Origin of the sequence: Paenibacillus sp. CF384, assembly GCF_900106745.1 — a bacterium.
In the GTDB taxonomy this organism is placed as follows: Bacteria; Bacillota; Bacilli; order Paenibacillales; family Paenibacillaceae; genus Paenibacillus_Z.
Window position 1 is genome coordinate 1 of record NZ_FNNV01000020.1, and the last position, 18699, is coordinate 18699.

The window sequence follows — 18699 nt, forward strand, 5'->3', positions numbered from 1 at the left end:
GCTTTGTAGCTCTGAAAATGGATGTGTTCTACTTCCATTCTTAACCTACGACTTGAAGCAAATACGGGGCTGTTTTTACGTTCATCATAGCTAGAAAATTGTTCATCCGTCCATCTTAATGACGCTGCTCTCAAGACGGGACTTCGGAGGCTTCTCCAATTATATGGATACTTGCACAGCGCTGATGATGAAAGTCTGTTGAAATTCCTAACGTTCTGGCTGGAAAGACCACTTCAATTTTCTCTCCCGGCAAACACTCGTAGGTTAACGCTGCTCCATGAACATCCACTTGAATATGAAGTCGGTTGTCCATTCTAGACACATGAAGATCAAAGTTTCTTCCGAAGGCTCTAATGGAACGAAGGTTCATGGTGGGCCCCTCAGCAGGAAGCTGCGGGGCGCATGTGAAGGAATCTAGACCCGTCGGCTTGATGCCAAATACCCCTTCTGTAAAGATTCGACAATATAAGGCGCTCTCTGCGGATAAATGTCTCTGGTTGCCTTCGGGAAACGCTTCAACCGCATAAGGGACATGGTCCCCGAGAAGCCTTCTTCTCGAATAGGCTTTCAGATATTGGTGGGATTGCTCGACCTCTCCCGCCATGAATGTCGCTTGAAATCCGTATAGCGTAGAGCGATCCCAGAACGTCTTGTCTCCCGACTGCGTGGCAAGACCATCAATCGTCCACAGATTAGGCGAATATAGCGCGTTAACCGTGCCCTCTTGTCGATCCATGATTCCCATGGTCAGAGGCAGACAAATCCAAGAGCGTAATTTATCATTGCCTTCGTAATAACGATAGGTTTCGTATCCATCAACTGTTGCGCCGAAATAACGTTCTATCGCTTGTCTTAACTGTACTGCTTCCGAACTATATTGTTCTTCGATCGTTTCGTCACTCAGAGATCGAGCTAATTTAGACGCCGCACATAACGCCCCGTAGTAGAGGGAAGAAGTAGAGAGATTCGCTTGCCCAGTAGGAAATCTACCTTCAAGCTCATCCGAGTCTGATGCAACCACCCCATCCGTCGTTAGCTTGCGTTTGCAGTATTCCAAACACCACTGAATCGCCGGCCACAGTTCTTGAGCAATTGACGAGTCTCCCTGCGCAAGCGTAAATAACGAGGCTCCATAAGCATACATGGCCGCATCTCCCCGGTCCCCGGCACCTTCCCATATGTCCACACCTTCCGCAATGATTGAGGATGGAATCGGTGAGTAATCAGGCCCCATGAATGCGCGATATAAACGGTAGCAGTTTAAGGACGCCTCAATTGCGGCACTGTCTCCCAGGTAGGGAAAGAACGGACCCACATACTCCGCTTGATCATTGGCCCAGATCGCAGCATAATAGTTTCCGCCTCCCGGTCCGTGCATGAGACCGCCTTTTGTAGCGAATATGCTCTCCGATGCCCGCAGCTTAGCAAAATCAAACATTTGGTTCAGCACGGGATCCGGCGTTTCAAGCTGCAGACTGGAACGGATCCGACTTACGAATGCTGCTCGCTTCGCCTCTTCTTCTTCCCCGCTGCAGACCGGAACCGATTCAAGCAGCTTTCTTCCGCTGATCGTCAAATAGAAGGATAGCTTCTCTGCCGGTTGTAAGGTAACTTTGGAAGGTGCATCGTGGCTAACATCAAGTACATAGATCCCATAAACGCCTCTTCGGGTGATCGTATTCGTTAGCGGAGCTATCTCAATCGTCATGGACTGCTCCGATTCGTTAACAACCGTGTATTTCTCCATTGCCGCGCTGTAATCCGTGGTTGGAAAGAGCACATGTTCGATTCGAAGGTTGTTGTCTGTCCGACTCTTAATGGCCAGCATGCCATTAAACGTTACTTCGTACGGTTTCTCCGATTGAACTCGCTCACCGTTGATTGTGAACTCGGGGATAATTTCCGCACCATACTCTTGAATTAAGCTGGCATGGGTATCATTAGGAATCGTCCGCAGCATGGGCCAGATAATGCCCCGTTTCAGTACCAGCTCTCCCTGATGATCAATCCCATAATGGACGATCATCGATATTCGCTTGCCGCTCATTTCAATGTGATCATGGTGCGGAAGTCTATTATCAGGCTTGATATCCCATTTTATCGTATGCTCACTGTTTAAGGACCAACGTTCGCCGATTTGAATCGTATGCATATGAATCACCTCTCTAGGTTAATTACCCCTCTTATATTAGGGGACTTTGCGAGAATTGAGGATGTACATACCTTCACGGCATGTCTTTTTCATCACTGAATGATAGCGTTTACAGCAAAGAATATACCTGATAATTCATGAAATCGCTATATAAAATAGAAGATTCCTGCCTCTGGGCACGCCCATACAAAAAAAAAGGCAGGTTGACACTTTCGTGTCCGCCTGCCGATTTTCGTTTCAGTTGTCCGTTTACTAAAGAACTGCTCTTGCCTGTGAATCGTTAAATCAAGTGTCCAGCTGTAAGCAATTGATAAAGCACCTTCGCAGCAGCTTCGCGCGTAGTAGGCAGCGTTGGATCGAAGAACAGCTGTCCATGTTTCTCGACACCCTGCATCAAGCCTGCAGCAGTGACGGTTTGGATGCTTGCTTGCGAATATGCACCGAATTTAGATGCATCTGCGTAAGGTTTATCCGGTGTGCCGCTTGTTTGCTTAATATGCAGCAGCTTCACTGCTCTTGCGAGCATGACGGTCAGATCTTGACGTGTAATTTGGTCATTCGGCTTGAACGCTCCGCCGCTGCCTGTGATTAGACCGGCTTTGTACGCAGCAATCACGTCTTGAGCGAACCAATCCGTGCCCTTCACGTCGCTGAACGGCGATGTTCCGGCCTGTTTATTCAAGCCGATTGCGTTCACCAGCATGGAAGTGAATTGCGCACGGGTTACGGCACTCTTCGGCGAGAATGTCGTGGCCGAGGTTCCGTTTAGAATAAATTTGTCGGCAAGCGTCTGGATTTGTGCTGCCGCCCATGACGATTTCGTATCCGTAAAGGATACCTTTCTTACTGCAACCGCGTAGACCGAGAATCCCGGACGTGTGATCGTTACGATCGTGCGGCCATCTGTCGTTTTGTTGAAGGTTGCCGGTACCGGATAAACGCTGCCGCCATCGGTATAAAGCGCGCCGGCATGGCTTGTATCGATCGCCGCATCGAGCAAGAATGCTCTGCGGACGCCTTGATCCGGCTGTAGGACAACCGGCGTCTTCACGCCATTGGAGAGCGAATAAGCTTCGAATGCATATGGCGTTCCGAGAACGGATGTATCGGCATAACCTTTGGCAAATACGGATTTGCTGTCTGCCGACGGCTTGATTTCAAGAATAAACTTGGCATCCGTGCCGACAGCTTTCAATACGGACACAGGGATGGATACCGAAGCATCCTTCCAGGTAAATGCGACGACGCTTCCTTCAGCCGCTGATTGCAGCAGCTTCACTTGCGCGTCCGTCAAGACGAGCTGCGCGTTTGAAGATGTCACATTGCCCGAAGCTGCATTGACGCTGACTACGACCGGAGCGCCTTTGGCATCGTCCAGCGCCTTTTGAAGATCGGCATCCGTTACCGTGATGGCCGCTGTATCTCCTTGCTGAACGGCAGCGCCGGTGACCGATGCCAATTTCCCATTGGCTGGTACGACTGCATTCAGTGTTTCCGACACGGCTGCTTCGGTAGGTACGCCGCCACCGAAACCGCCGTCTGTACCACCGTGACCGCCGTGACCACCGGTTTCTCCTTCGCCACCGCCAGCGCCTCCGCCGTCACCTGGGTCCGACGGATCCGTTGGAATATCGTTGCTTCCATCGCCATCGTCGACGACGATCATCGTGCCGGCCGATTGTACTTTTTTCACTTCGTTATATTCATCGAATTGGGCCACGACCAGATCGAGCACATACTTGCCTTCTGGCAGCTTCTGGATGATGTCAAACCCATTCTCGTCGACGGTCTCGCTGCTGTAACCGCCGTCAATCTTCTCGAACTTCAGTTCCCCTGTAGGCAGCGGGTTCAATTTGGTCAATTCCTCATCGCTGTCGTACATATAAGCCAACGTACCGACATATTCCTCGTCGAGGTTATAAACGTTGATTGCCGCATAGTTCATGTCGCCATCGGCCAGCGTGGCCGACACGTCGATCGGTTGATCCGGCGTAATGCGTTGGCTGGACAAAGTCAGATCCCGCAATGCCAAATTGTTGTTCTCATCGTCGCCGACATGGATGACAAACGGAAGGTGCAGTGTCGGCAGCCCGTCGGCTTCCAATCTGATTTCTCCCTCATAAACGCCATCGATCTCTTCGTCCTTGGCTTTCGCCGAAAGCGTGAACGGTTGGCTCGACAAGGCATCCGCCGTAATCGTGCTTCCATTGGCATCCAGCCCGCCAAGTTCCACTTCGATATTGGTGACATCTGGCGTATCCATTGGGTTTGTTGGATCGGACGTTACGTTGTCATGCATAAGTACAGAAGCCGTGTACGTGACAGATGCTTCCGATAGATTCTTCACGCGCAGCGGCTTCGTCAGTGCTTCAGCCCCAGGCTCTAGCGTGCCGAAGCTCAAGCTGCTTGCTTCGCTGGCAATGACGTTCTCGTTTAATTGCTCATCGTAAATCTTAATCTCGTCCATCGCTTCCACGATGGCCGGCGTTTCGATCGCATCGGCTACGTCGGCCCGTCCGGCGCCTTGCGAGTACACATCGTACTGCGTACCTTCTAAGTCGTGAATGGTATCCGACGTATTGGCAAGCGCTGCACGCACGTCGCGAGGCGTCCATTCCGGATGTTGTTGTTTCATCAGAGCAGCCAAACCCGCGATATGCGGCGCAGCCATGCTCGTACCGCTGATGCGGTAGTACGCCGTCTTATAGCTAGGCACCGGATAACCGAATTCTTTTTCTCCGTATGCTGGCCACGTCGAGAGGATGTTTACGCCCGGTGCGCTGATATCGGGTTTAATGCCGTAATTCCCGTCCGAGTTCGGACCGCGCGAGCTGAAATCGGCGATTTGGTCGCCGGGAACGACAGTCTCCGGGAAATCCGCTCCAAAGGTGAATTTAACGTCTTTATCGTCGTTAGCTGGATCAATTATCCGCTTCGCAAGCGCTCTTCCTTCAAGTCCGGACATATCGAACGTTGGTAAGAAATCGCTGTTCTCGCCCAAGTAGGCGACCGAACCGATCTTGCCGTCCCGCCCCTCAATATGCTCGGACAAATCGGCTTCCGCCGTTCCGTTCAACGCGTTGCCGTTAAACAATATGACCGCTTTGGCCTTTCTTTCCCTAGCAATCTTAATCTTATCTACGAAAGACAAGGTACCGCGAGAGATGAGAACAACTTTGCCTTCGACATCTACGTCGTAGTCACCATAATCACCTAATCCTACGTATACGGCGTCAAACGTTTGACCGCCCAGGTAATTGTTGAAGTCCGATGCGCCATTCGGCCAAGCAATCGCATCGAGTGAAGTAGCAGCAGCCTGCGGCTCTAGTGATTCTTCCACCGCTTGAACTTCTTGAGCATCTTGAGGCTCTTGAGATTCTTGCGGCTCTTGAGCATCTGGCACCGGCGGCTCTTCCGTCTTCGTCACGAACGACTCCGCGAAGCTGCCGCTGAAATGGCTGCTCACGCTCGTTGCCGCGGCAACCGAAATGCCCAGCTGCGCGCTGGCAGGCGAACCCATGGAATAATAATAATAAGGGTTGCCGGCCGCATTGCCGTTTGCAACGACCGCGATTACGCCGGAGAGAACGGCGTTGTTAACCGCGATGGAATCCGGTGAATTCGGACTTTTCTCCATATCGGAACCAAGAGACATGTTGATGACGTCCATATGGTCTTCGATGGCATGCTCGATGCCGTCGATTACTTCTGCCGACGATCCCGTCACGTTAACTTGGTACGTAATCGGGTCCAGTTTCGCACCCAGCACTTTATAGGAATGCAGCTCCGCCTCATAGGCGATGCCTTTCTGTACGATATCGGAGCCTTCTTGGGCCGCGCGTCCTACGATCGTACCGGAGACATGCGTACCATGCTCAGATCCGGGAAAGTTATATCCGATATCCGGAAGATCCTCGTACGGGTCGTTATCTTTGTTGACGGAATCATAACCCCCCTTATATGCATCCTTCAGATCCGGGTGAAGATAATCGACGCCCGTATCAATGACGCCAACCTTCACGCCTTTGCCCGTCCATCCTTTTGTCCAAGCAACATCCGCACCGATCTGTTTGATCGGATTAATATCATAGTATCCTACAGCTGCGCCATCAACATCGAATTCAGGCGTTGCTGCCAGGGGAATCGGAAAATAAGTCCTGTTTTTACTGATCGCCTTGACGCCGCTCATCTGGGCCAGTTTCGGAATTTGATTGGCAGTGATGGTCACTTCCATCCCGTTCAGCACCGTATCGTATTGATAGTTTACGGTCATCGCCACGCCTTTGCTGCTGGCGGTGCTTAAGAAGGAAGCATGCTCCTTCTTAATCGCTTGCGCCGCTGCATCCGGGGAGAACGAGCGTCTCGTCAACTCCGATGCATACTTCGCGACGGAAATCGGCTGCGAGCTTAACTGTACGATGACGTTGATCTTTGCATTGGACGTCGTATCCAGGTCCGAATCAATCGTAGCCGGACCTGTGCTGCTGGCCGCCGTTAATGCTTGCAGCGCAGCCAGGTTCGATTTCAGCGCAGCCGGAAACAGCGGGCTGCTTGGATTTATTACATCGGCAAGTGTCGCTTTCGCTTCTGCCGAAGCCGTGATACCACTGAAGGGCGACGTTACGAGCAGCGCAGCGCTAAGAAGCGCGACGGATCTTTTAACCAATAGATTAGCCACGTGGTGATTCCTCATTTCCTATGAAAAGTATGAGCCGGTCCATTACTTCGTAATTGATATCGCATCCACCGAGATGACCGTTCCGGTTGACAACGGATTCTTCGCGCCTGCATGGACTATCTTGATTGTATGTGCGCCTGGTGCAAGCTGATTCGATTCGAATACCGCCGTGCGATACGAAGTTGCTGCGCGGTACATATCAATTCCGGACGAAACCAGTACGTCGTCGATATAAATATCCGCCATGCCTCGGTCGCTGCCGACAATGGCATACAGCTTCACCTGAGTGCCTTGGAATTTCGCCTTCGCATAGTTGCCTGTTTTAGTCGTATATTTTGCCGAACCTCCAAAATGCTTCATGCTGTAGTTCGTCGCCCACAAGCCGGAGTATTTGAAGGCGTAATCGTTATCCTGAATCAATTGCGCAACGTTGAACGCATCTACGTTAATAAACGTCTTATTCGATTTAGCAGCCGCAGGATCGCGTTCGCCCGTCCATGCAATTTGGATCACATGCTTTCCGAGAGGAAGGCTTTTTTCAAAAATGATCTGCTTGTTCAGCGACGATTTACTGTAGAGCGAAGGCGATGCGACTTTCGAACCGTCTAGATAAACGTCCGCAATCCCTTGATTTACGTTTTTGGAACCGATCCAGGAGAAATAGCTGCCAACGAAAGCAAATTCTACGCTGCCGAATGCGTTGATTTCTTTCTTGGTTCCTTCCGTGTACATGCTGTCATTCACCTTTGCCCACGGACCGCTGAATACAAGCGATTTATTCGTATCGTTATAGCCGCCAAGCTGATTGTTGGTTTGAACGGATAATTGGTATGCGCCGCTGCCTCTATAGGCATATGCGTTCAAATAATACGTACCGCTCTCCGTCACCTTGTAATTGATCGACTCCGTGGAGGTTTTGTCATACTCCGAGAACACGAGCAGATTCTCTGTCGAATTAACGGTAGTGGCATTAGGAGCATACAGATACAGATCGAAGTCCGTGCCTTTGTCGCCTGTCATGGAGAAGTTGATCGTTTCCCCGGCATGAAGTTCGACGGCATACACGTCGTTCACATCCGTGCTTTCATTCAGATTGTTCGTTGTGCTGTCGCTTACCAAAGGCGTACCCGGAATCTCATCGTCGGAGAGCGCTTGATAGGCGTTGATCATTCGTCCGCTTGCGACTCGGCCTGACAGCGAGCTTAACTGGGTACCGCTGTTCACGATGCGCTGCTTGATCGCCTGCGCGCTTAGCGAAGGCTCCTGACTAAGTACCAATGCAGCTGTTCCTGCTGCATTCGCAGCCGCCATTGCAGTGCCCCGCCCATGCGTATAGCTGCTACCGTTGAAATCCCTCGTAATGTTGATCAAATCGATTTTTGTAATCGAAGGATCTCTGGAGATCAAATAGTTGTAGCTGTCTTTATCCTCGTCCAAAGGATACGTTTCTCCCTCGTAAATCGTACCTTTAACGCCGACAGCCTTGCTGTAGAAGTACTGCTCGATGAAAGCCAAGTGCAGCTCGTCTTTCACGAAAGGCGAGTCGATAATGCTGGATTCCTCACCGCCGCCGTATTCCGTCGGTCCGTTGAGCACGTTCGATCCCGTAAGCAGCAGATGCCCGCCGCCGTTTAGATAGTCTGTTAGATTCTTCTGATCGTTCACCGTCAAATTGGAGACGTACCACCGGTCCGCCATGCCCGTGAACCAAATAACCGCGTCGTAGCCGCTTTGCATTTTCGCGAGCGTCGGTCCGTCTCCGCCGTCAGGCGTGGATTGCACGATTTCTACACCGGGATAATCCTCTAGCAGATCGGTATATTTCTTTAATTTGCTGGTACTTGGAAGCTCTGTGTAATTCGAAAGATCATCCTGCACGAGAAGAACTTTCTGTCCGGCATTGGATTTGGAAACGCCAAGATATTCCATCGCTTTATCGAAAGCTTCTTGACGATAGTTTTCGTCCTCTTCCTCGTCGTCCAGAATGTTCTCAAAGCCGATTCCGTTGAAGATCGCCTTCGCGCCGGATACGGGATCGTGAAGCTCAGCCGACAACCCGGGGTTCTCCACCGGAGCAGTCGTAGCAATCGCTTCTCCGGGCGCAGCCACATCGATCGACTCGTAGCCATAATTGGCATCGAACAGCAAATGTCCTTCATTATCGATCGACGTAACCGAGAGTACGTTATCGAGACCGAAGGAAGATGGATAATAAGGAATGCCGTCCGCATTCACGCCATAATCGCCGGCAGGCGTTACAAACAGCATGGAAGAAGCCTGCATGGCGTCTTTCAGAGCTTGGCTGTAATCAAACAATCCGGCATTAATGTCGGCGATCTTCGCGCCGTTGTCCTCCGCGAATTCAATGGCCTTGATCAGATCGGATAGGTAGCCGTATTCTTCTCCGATATACTTAATCGGCATGATCTTCACGTTCGGCGCGATGCCTGCGATTCCGATTCCGTTATCCGTCGCGCCTGCAATAATGCCGGCTACCGCCGTAGCGTGCGAATGCAAATCGAGGTCTTTATAAACGCTGTTGTTGTTCTCGGCGAAATTCCAGCCGTGTACGTCGTCTGCATAGCCATTGTTGTCATTGTCCTTTTGATCGTTACCGGCTGTTTCTCCCGGATTCGTCCAAATACTATTCACGAGGTCCGGATGGTCGATTTGAAGGCCGGTATCGATGACCGCAACGACAACTTTCGCGCTGCCTTTCGTAATGGTCCAAGCTTCAGGGGCTTGGATATCGAGTCCAGGAACGCCTGGGTATCCTTCTTGGTAAGGATTGTTATAGTTCCACGGAGGCGTCTGTCCCGTATTGTGAAGCCCCCATTGTTTCTCGAAATAGGTGTCATTCGGTAGTGAGGGGGAAGGGGCGGCCAGCGATTCGATCGTCTTCTGAAGACGCTCTTCCGACTTGCCGGAGGAATAGATCTTTCGGTCAGGCTCGGCGTACAGCACGTTCGGATCCTTGTTCAGCTTCTCTAGCAGCTGTTTCATATCTGAAGGCACCGATACCTTTACAAGAGTAGCGTCGATGTCCGCCAGCTTGCTGCTGCTCTTCATCGTGCTGGATGTCAGAATCGAAGCTGCTGTCGTACTGAAGCCTTTCTTGTACTTCACGATAATTCGATCCGTGTCATTCAACGAATCGTCAGTCATAGGCGCTGCCGGCTTTACCGCGTCATCCGGCTTTCCCGTCGCAGGAGCGATTTCAACGATTGTGTCTTTTGGTGCATGTTCCACCGTCCACGTGCTTTTCTTAGCTTTCGCCCCTTCCGCATGTACAAAAGCGGGGCTGACCGAACCAATCACGAGCGAAGCGAAGGCCGTGACCGCTAGCGACTTCATTACCTGTTCTCTTTTCAAGTTGTTACCCTCCTGATTGGCAAAAATTTAGGCTTATGCAAACTAGCTGTCAACCTCTCTTAATCGCTTCGCCTCCCCTCCTCTAACGTTGGAATCTACTAAATTCAAGTAAATCTATCATGCTGGGAATTGTAACATAGTGCAAATTCATTATCAATTAAATATTTCTATTTTCTAGCAGTTGAATGTAGAGGAATCACTTAATCCCTCGTAAAATATAATAATTTAAATAACATATCATGTTACTTAAGTGTTATATATAGCTAAACTTAAAACGAAAAACGCTTTTACTCCCTGATTCTTTAGTTAGTTATTTAATTAATTAGCTAATGCGTTAATACAATAAAGTAAATTTTCAATTAATGTGTAATATTTTATAACAACAATTTACGGATAAGTCGTTTGTCATTATATTTATCTATTAATAGATAAATATAAAATTCCGCTCTATTCTCAATTAGTTTTATACAAATAGTGCAAATAAAAATCCCGATTACTAGCTCCTGCTTCAAAAGCCTCTTCGACGATAAAAGAGCTCAAGCCAGAAGGCCAATGTCATTAAGTTAAGGCACTGAACCAAAAAATAAAAATAGAGTGGGCTATCGATAAGATAGCCCACTCTATTTTTTCGTGCGACACGCTAAGCAAACAAACAAATACTTGGCCCATTCTTTTGAGAGGTGCTGTGCACCACTGCGCTGCCAATCTTACTTATAAGCACGCATCGCCTTGCCGAGCTCCTTAAGCGACGGCTTCTTGCCATACATCAGCACACCTGCGCGGTAAATCTTCGCGGACAACCAGCCGAAGACAAGGATGGAAGCCAGCAATGCAGCAATCGATATCCACACCTGCCACAGCGGCGGGTCGGACAAGCCGAGTCGCGAAACCATCGCGTAAGGCGCGAAGAACGGGATAAACGAACAGATCTTCATCAGCATCGAGCCCGGATTGTTCATGCCGCCGAAGATACAGATGTAGAAACCCGCAAGCGACAGCATGGTAATTGGCAGTACCGCTTGACCGAGATCCTCGGTACGGCTGACGATGGAACCGACGGCCGCGAACAACGTCGCGAACAAGAAGTAACCCGTCAAGAAGAATACCAGTGAATACGTAAGCAGTACCGGATCGATGTCGCTTAGCGAGATACCAAGATCGCCAAGCTTATCTGCGTTCTGCGGCAGCGTCATGTTGATCACGATCACGACAACATAAATCGCCATCTGCAGCAGGACGACTAAGAACATGCCGAAGATTTTGCCGAACATGGCTTTCAGCGGCGAGACGCTCGTGATGAGAATCTCCATGACGCGGGAGCTCTTCTCGGCCGTAATTTCGCTGGCAATCATCTGGCCGCTGATCATAATCGCCATGAACAACATGATAATGATCACGTACACCGTTCCGAAATCCATCCCCTGCTGTGCTTTCGTCTTGCCTGAACCGATCGATCCTGCTCCTTCCACAGTGGAAATCTGCACGGAATCAAGCTCAATCGGCTTCGTCAGGAGCGCCTTCACATCGTCGCTCAATCCGCCTCCGCCAATAACCGCTTCCATCTTAACTACCTGCAGTGCCGCGGACAACGATGACGACACCTTCGATTCCATTAAACTCTCGGATTTATACGTAATGGCAGGGAAATCGCTCTCCTTACCCGGCGAGAACTCAATGTAGCCATGAATGACGTCGTCTGCCACAGCCTGCTTCAGCGCTTTCTCGTTAGCTTCCGCAGAACCTGCATCCGCAATCGGAACGAGCTTCAGCTCAGGCTTCTCCTGTTTCCCGTAGTAATTGTTCAGCATAGCTGCAATTCGCGTGGAGGTAAATAACTCTGATTTCACCTTCTCGCTCGTGCTGTCCAAGTAACCAACCGCAGTCGGTTTCCCTTCGCCGCTGAACTTATCGATCATGTAAGGTAAATTGATGACAATGCTCATGATGATTGCAATAATGAGTGTCGTAATCAGGAAAGCTTTGCCGCGCACCTTATTCTTCGTTGTAAATCCGACAACCGTCCAGAAGCTGCTATTCATGGCTCTCACCTACCGTCTTAATAAAGATTTCATTGAGCGTCGGTTCCAAGATTTCAAAACGATTTACGCCGGTTTGCGCCATGGCCAGCTCCAATACAGGTCGGCCTGCAGCCTCATCATTGATTAACAGCTCGTAACCGTACTCATGCCGTTTCACATTCATCACACCGCCGATTGCTTCAAGACCGGTTACATCGCTGTCCGTAGCCAGTATAATGCGCTCTCTGGGAAACTGCTTCTTAATGGCTTTCAGGTTGCCTTGCAGAACCGTATTCGATTTATGCAGAATCGTAATGTTGCGGCAAAGCTCCTCCACATGCTCCATCCGGTGTGTCGAGAACAAGATACATGAACCGGCATCACGCAATTCCTTAACGGTCGACTTGAGCAGTTCCACGTTAACGGGATCCAGTCCGCTGAACGCCTCATCCATAATAACGATGCGCGGATGATGGATGACGGCAGCGATAAATTGGATCTTCTGCTGATTCCCCTTGGACAGCTCCTCGACCTTCTTGTTGTAATACTCCGGCACGCCGAATCGATCCAGCCAGCGCTTCAAGTTCTGGTCGGCATCCCGCTTGGACATGCCGCGCAACTGTGCGAGATAGTGGATCTGATCAGACACCTTCACCTTCGGGTACAGACCGCGTTCCTCCGGCAAATAGCCAAGTCCCTTCAGCAGTTCTTTTCCATACGCTTTGCCATCATATCGAATGCTCCCGGAATCCGGATAAATGAGGCCGAGCACCATACGCATCGTTGTTGTTTTTCCCGCTCCGTTGGCGCCGAGCAATCCATAAATCTCGCCTTGCGCAACTTCGAAGCTGATTCCATTAACGGCTGTTTTGTCCCCGTATTGCTTAAAAACTTGTTCAAGCTTCAATGCATTCATCTTCTAGAAAACTCCCCTCGCATGTTCGATATGATGCAGCAAAATCTCATCGAGCTCCAGCTTCTGTTTGCTGATTAATCCGAGCTTCTGTTCCATTAGCCATCGTTCGGCCTGCAGCGCATCCTCTGTTACCACTTTGTACGTCGTTGCGCCAGATAAGCTCGCATTGCGGTAACCAGGCATCTGCTTCCAGTTGATACTGACTCCGGCGGCATCGATGTACATCACCTGCCATGCGCTTAGCAAGGTATCCTTCTCATAGATCCCGAGCACCTTACCCTGCACCATGAACACAATATAGTCGGCCAGCCGCCTGACTTCGTCGACAATATGAGAAGCCATTAGAATCGTCCGATTGCCCTGCTCCATATAGCGATGCAGCACATCGATCATGGTCTTCCAAGCAATCGGATCCAGACCCGAGGAAGGTTCATCAAGGAGCAGCAGCTCCGGATGATGTGCCATCGTGAGCGATAGATCGAATTTCCGCCGCATCCCCTTTGACATTTTGCCTAGCTTGATCGCAGGGTCTACCTCGAACCGGCGCAGCAGCTCCTGATAGAGGTGAACATCCCACTTCGGATACCACTGCCGGACGAAAGCCGCTTTCTGATTCCCGCGCAGCCCATCCTCCAGATCGACCGCTTGCTCAGGCACATAACCCAATCGCTCCTTCAGCTTCGTATCGTTACCTGATCCGACTGTTTCGCCCAGCAGCTCGATCCGCCCCGTATTCGGTTTGGCGAGGTCCAGCAGCAGTCGAAACAACGAGCTCTTCCCCGAACCGTTAGGGCCGACGATTGCCGTTACGAAGCCGCTCGGAATGACCAGATCGATAGGACCAAGCTCGAAATTCGGCCTGCGCTGCGACATTCCGGTAATTTGAACTGAAGCTTCACTCATCCTTATCCGCCTCCCCGCCCTGATGGTATGCCGTGCTTCCTTCACGCTTCCGGCGGAGCACGTCTTGCAGCATGTCAATCAATTCTTCATCGCTAAAATGTACCCGAAGCCCAGCTTCCACCGCCTGCTCCATCGCTTCTATGACCGCGGTTCGCCGCTGTCGATCCCTTGACTCCGTGTCTACCTTCGCGACAAACGTTCCCATTCCCTGCCGAGTGCGAAGCAGCCCTTCATTTTCTAAATCCTGATACACCCGCCGAACGGTTATGATGCTGCATTTGGTCAGCTGTGCCAATTCACGTATAGATGGAAGCAGCGTCCCTTCCGGCAATTGACCGCTCACAATGAATGCACGAAGCTGCACCTCGATCTGATGGTATAACGGCTCCGCACTATGTTCATTCAGCTGTATAGGAATCCACACCGTCCACACCTTCTCTCGCATTCATTACGCTATTCCAGCAAATTGCGTTTCGTATTTCGCTTCCAAATCAGGACGCCCATCAGTGCGGCAACCGTGAATCCCAAGAGCACCGACAGCAGCGGCCAAAGGATGGAATGATCACGCGACACCTCAATGGCGGTGAACATCAGATGCGTATCTGCCTGCCACAGCATTAAGCCGACTAGAGCGTATAGCAGCAGGTAACAGAAGCAGATGAACATATATATTTTCCCTTTTACGCTCTGTTCAAAGAAGACATAAGTCGATCCTGCCATCATGGCATAGCCGTACCAGATGAACGAGAAGATAACGTACTCCCCGGGCGTCATCAGCTCACGGAGCTCATTTAATGCGACATATTGTAAAGTAAAGAAATATAGAGAAACGATGGTCAATACAACGATAAACTGCAACAGCCTTGCCAGGATGATCGTATTCCAGCCAATCGGCATTGTTCGCAGGTAAGCATTATATCGCGTATACGGATCTCTTCCCCAGTATTGCAGCACACTTCGGTTCATCAGAAAACCCATGGTCGGCAGAATGGACAAATAGACGAGATCATATCCCCAAAAAGAGCCTCCTGTATTCTCATGTTGATGCAAATCGTCAAATATAGGCATCATTACAACAATCATATAACTAACGAATACGATCGTTATCAGCAGTCCGATCCAAGAACGGCTCCCATCAAAACGAAGCAATCTCCATGCACCTTGCCAGCTCGTCATCCCCCGCTCGCCCCCGCTCTGTATACTGTGTATATTCATATATACAGTATACTCAGTCGGCAGTGCAGCTGTCAATCACATCCATCTTTAACTTCTACTTCTACTCCTACTCCCGCTCCAGCCCAGAATTCATCCATATGTAACTAGAAGTGTTGCAGTTTCTGCAACATTTCTGAGCAATATTGCTCTAATCCAGAGGAATGTTGCACAATAGGCAACATTCCATGCTATTTCGGCCACATAGAGGCCAAACTGCTTAGAATTGTTGCAGTTTCTGCAACAATTGCCCATCTACAGCTGCTAGGAGTTTAATATGTTGCATATTCTGCAACATTCGCCAGACTACCAGGGGGCCATCACCCCGTTGAATGCATTATTTTCTCCAATTAGTCCCCATGAAATAACAAAGACGGCTTCATCAGCCGCCCAGTCTCATAAGCAAGCAAGCTTGCCCTCGTCAAAATAATAGATATCCTCTCGCTTGAACCCATACTCGCCATTCTTCCGACGGATGTGCGGTTCAAACGTAAACAGCGCTGCTTCACTGAGCTTCATCGTGTTCCCCTGCTCGAAGTATCTTCGATCGTCCTTGTGAAACGCGATTGTATGGCCTACATTGCCGGCAAAATCAAGATTTTCGCAGCCATGCTGACGCAGAAGCTCATTGATATATTGATAGACTTGCTCAAACGTCCGGTCCGGCTTTACATAGCTAATAAACGCATCATGTAGTGCGATCCCCATTCGGACGCCACCGGCAAAATCAATGTCGCTACCCCGTAACTCCTGTTCCGCCACCACCCTGCCAGCACAAACGACAAAAGTTCGAGCATGATCACCCCAATACGCATTCAGCTCCGGGCTGAGATCGACAGTCACAATGTCATCGCGGCCAACAAGGCACGCCGTCGGTTCGTAGCCTCTCCCAGATTCGGAGATCAGCGTCCGCTTGCCGACATGGACGAAGGCTCCGATCCCATAGTACCAGAAGGTATCAACTCCCTTACTCCGCATGAAGCGCTCCGCTCTGTCCACGATGTCGCGCTCCGTTACACCTTCACGGATATAGGTCTGCAAATCATTCATCGTTGCCCTCGCAATGGATTGGATATGACGATAGTTGGATAAATGGTCCATAAGCATACCACGCTTCAATAGACTTTCACTCCCCACCGCTAATTAGGTTACTCTATTATAGAAAACGATCCGCTTTCTTGTAAACAATTGGAAACGCAAAAAAACACCTTACCAGAGCACTATGCATGCTCTAACTTGGCGGCTGTAAAACTCATTTGAGCCCAGGCTTCTCCTTCATTTGATTCACAATTCGAACGATCTCCTCTTCTTCTCTCAACTTTGCGGCAATATCGTAGTAGATGTCGCTGAGCTGCGGTGGAGACTCCTCATTAGTATAAACACCGGGAAAGCTGCCTAACTGCTCTTGCTTCATTCTGCGAATGGGAGGAAGCTTAGCCACTTCACGTTTCAAAATAAAGCGAAGCAGCAGTGCCGATACGAGCATAACGGTACCCGACTTCCATGAATCCGTAAAGCCCAGCACCAGCATAGCGAATACAATCGCTGGATAGATGAACAGAAGCGTAAAGAGGAGGATCAGTAGTTTTGTCAGGAGAGACTTGAAGGCTTCCATACCTACCACCTCCGCACCCGATGTTACTTATGTGTATGCTGGGAGGGGTTATCCGTATTAGAATAGATCTATAAATCGATTACATAAGGAGGCATTACTTTGACAGCTATGATTTTGTCAAACGAACCAAGCGCAATCGTCATCCGAACGGATGATAAGTGGCACACTCTTGCCCGTGCCGGGGCGGATAGATGGGAAGCAGCCGGTCTTGCCATTACGATGAAACGCAGAGAGAACACTATTGCACTGGAATTGGAAGCGCCTACTGCAGCAGTACGCACAATCAAACTGCGCTGGAACGAAGCACCCGCAGGAAATTTGCTCCTACTCGGCGATCACTGGGAGCGCGGTTATGGGGACCTCGAATGGCGAGGCATCGTGCCGGAGCGCGTTATGCCTTGGTATTTCCTTGCCCATGATGGACTGCGCACAGCCGGTTACGGCGTGAAGACAGGCGCAAATTCGCTCTGTTATTGGCAGCTCGATACGGATGGCGTAACATTCACGGCTGATGTCACAAGCGGGAATAGCGGTGTATGTCTGGGTGCGCGTACTCTCTCAGTAGCCGATATCATATTTGATCCGGGCACACTGGGTGAAACGCCTTTTGCAGCAGCAAGACGTTTCTGCGCCATGATGTGTGACAAGCCTTTGATGCCGAAGCAGCCTGTATACGGCGGAAATAACTGGTATTATGCTTACGGGGAAAGCTCGCATCGAGAGATTTTGGAGGATTCGCGGTTCATTTCTTCGTTGTCTTCGAATACGCTCAATCGTCCGTATATGGTCATTGACGATGGCTGGCAGTCAGCCAAAGATAACGGGGGCAGCTGTAACGGGGGGCCATGGATCGGCAACAGTAAATTTACGGACATGGAGCGACTGGCCGGTGAAATGAAAGAGATTGGCGTGAAGCCCGGCCTCTGGTTCCGCCCGCTCCTGACGACTGAGAACGTGCCTGCAGAATGGATTCGCTATAAGGAAGCATCAACCGGGAGCAGCGTGCTCGATCCTAGTATTCCGGATGTACTGGCACATATTCGCGAATCGGTAGAACGAATGGTAGGCTACGGATTCGATATGCTGAAGCATGATTTTACGACGTACGATATGCTCGGACAATGGGGCTTCACAATGAAATCCAAGCCTCATGCGCTGCCTTATGCGTTCCATGACCGTTCCAAGACAACCGCAGAGATTACGCTCGCTTTGTACCGGACCATTGCCGAAGCCTCCGGTCAGGCGGACATCATTGGCTGCAACACCTTCAGTCATCTCTCTGCAGGCTTGTTCGAAATTCAGCGGACCGGCGATGATACAAGCGGACGCTGGTGGGAGCGGACTCGGTACATGGGCGTGAATACGATGGCTTTTCGCATGGCGCAGCATGGCACTTTCTACAGCCACGACGCAGATTGCCTCGGTTTAACGAAGGATGTGCCTTGGTCGTACAACCGGGAATGGCTGCGCCTGCTCGCAGGCAGCGGTACGCCGTTGTTCGTATCGGCCGATCCGGCCATCGTCACGAAGGAGCAGGAGCTCGAGCTGCGCGCCGCTTTCGAGCTGGCGGCTCAGCCGTTGCCGGTTGGCGAACCACTGGACTGGCTGCGTACGACATGTCCAAGCTGCTGGGTGCTGAACGGCGAAGAGACTTCGTTCCAATGGAACGAAGTTTCCGCAGAACTGCTGGATGAGAAGGATAATGGCTGGTGGGTGTAATTCAGTGACACTCAATCGGCTCGATAAATAGGAGTGCAATGGAGGGGCGAATTCGCTCCTCTTTTTTAATATGGATTTATCTGTTAAATAGATGACCATCTATTACCGAACCTG

11 protein-coding genes are annotated in these 18699 nt (G+C 50.4%); 1 reads left to right on the top strand and 10 read right to left on the bottom strand.

The features are described 5' to 3' along the window. Positions 1–130: 130 nt before the first annotated feature. The 10 genes from BLW29_RS25780 to BLW29_RS25825 all read right to left on the bottom strand — a co-directional run bounded on the left by BLW29_RS25780 (position 131) and on the right by BLW29_RS25825 (position 16866). On the bottom strand, positions 131–2152 hold the full coding sequence (locus tag BLW29_RS25780) for a glucosidase family protein (protein ID WP_090985063.1): 2022 nt from the start codon (positions 2150–2152) through the stop codon (positions 131–133). A gap of 280 nt (positions 2153–2432) precedes the next feature. Further along, a complete protein-coding gene (locus BLW29_RS25785; protein WP_256208905.1) occupies positions 2433–6830 on the bottom strand; it encodes a S8 family serine peptidase in 4398 nt (1465 codons plus the stop codon). 42 nt (positions 6831–6872) lie between these two features. Then, positions 6873–10202 (bottom strand): S8 family serine peptidase, encoded by a 3330-nt coding sequence (locus tag BLW29_RS25790; protein WP_090985067.1) that lies wholly within the window; start codon positions 10200–10202, stop codon positions 6873–6875. Between the two features lie 707 nt (positions 10203–10909). Then, positions 10910–12241: an ABC transporter permease gene (locus BLW29_RS25795; RefSeq protein WP_090985068.1), complete on the bottom strand. Its 1332-nt coding sequence runs from the start codon at positions 12239–12241 to the stop codon at positions 10910–10912. Further along, positions 12234–13136, bottom strand: a complete 903-nt coding sequence (locus BLW29_RS25800) for an ABC transporter ATP-binding protein (protein ID WP_090985070.1) — start codon at positions 13134–13136, stop codon at positions 12234–12236. Before BLW29_RS25800 ends, BLW29_RS25795 begins: the two co-directional genes overlap by 8 nt. 3 nt (positions 13137–13139) lie before the next feature. Next, entirely contained in the window at positions 13140–14039 is a 900-nt protein-coding gene (locus BLW29_RS25805) for an ABC transporter ATP-binding protein (RefSeq protein ID WP_090985072.1), read from the bottom strand. After that, entirely contained in the window at positions 14032–14463 is a 432-nt protein-coding gene (locus BLW29_RS25810; RefSeq protein ID WP_090985074.1) for a GntR family transcriptional regulator, read from the bottom strand. Before BLW29_RS25810 ends, BLW29_RS25805 begins: the two co-directional genes overlap by 8 nt. Before the next feature lie 29 nt (positions 14464–14492). Next, a complete protein-coding gene (locus BLW29_RS25815; protein ID WP_090985076.1) occupies positions 14493–15215 on the bottom strand; it encodes a hypothetical protein in 723 nt (240 codons plus the stop codon). A gap of 432 nt (positions 15216–15647) precedes the next feature. Next, on the bottom strand, positions 15648–16370 hold the full coding sequence (locus BLW29_RS25820) for a M24 family metallopeptidase (RefSeq protein ID WP_143044467.1): 723 nt from the start codon (positions 16368–16370) through the stop codon (positions 15648–15650). Between the two features lie 133 nt (positions 16371–16503). Next, positions 16504–16866 carry a hypothetical protein gene (locus BLW29_RS25825; protein ID WP_090985078.1) on the bottom strand — a complete coding sequence of 121 codons (363 nt, stop codon included), beginning with the start codon at positions 16864–16866 and terminating at the stop codon, positions 16504–16506. Positions 16867–16974: 108 nt separating this feature from the next. Between BLW29_RS25825 and BLW29_RS25830 the strand changes: the two genes are divergently transcribed. Continuing rightward, entirely contained in the window at positions 16975–18585 is a 1611-nt protein-coding gene (locus tag BLW29_RS25830; protein ID WP_256208930.1) for an alpha-amylase family protein, read from the top strand. Positions 18586–18699: the final 114 nt, after the last annotated feature.

Excerpts from the sequence above, each read along its gene's own strand:
- BLW29_RS25780 (WP_090985063.1), bottom strand. The coding sequence starts at position 2,152 with ATGCATACGATTCAAATCGGCGAACGTTGGTCCTTAAACAGTGAGCAT.
- BLW29_RS25795 (WP_090985068.1), bottom strand. The coding sequence starts at position 12,241 with ATGAATAGCAGCTTCTGGACGGTTGTCGGATTTACAACGAAGAATAAG.
- BLW29_RS25800 (WP_090985070.1), bottom strand. The coding sequence starts at position 13,136 with ATGAATGCATTGAAGCTTGAACAAGTTTTTAAGCAATACGGGGACAAA.
- BLW29_RS25805 (WP_090985072.1), bottom strand. The coding sequence starts at position 14,039 with ATGAGTGAAGCTTCAGTTCAAATTACCGGAATGTCGCAGCGCAGGCCG.
- BLW29_RS25815 (WP_090985076.1), bottom strand. The coding sequence starts at position 15,215 with ATGACGAGCTGGCAAGGTGCATGGAGATTGCTTCGTTTTGATGGGAGC.
- BLW29_RS25825 (WP_090985078.1), bottom strand. The coding sequence starts at position 16,866 with ATGGAAGCCTTCAAGTCTCTCCTGACAAAACTACTGATCCTCCTCTTT.
- BLW29_RS25830 (WP_256208930.1), top strand. The coding sequence starts at position 16,975 with ATGATTTTGTCAAACGAACCAAGCGCAATCGTCATCCGAACGGATGAT.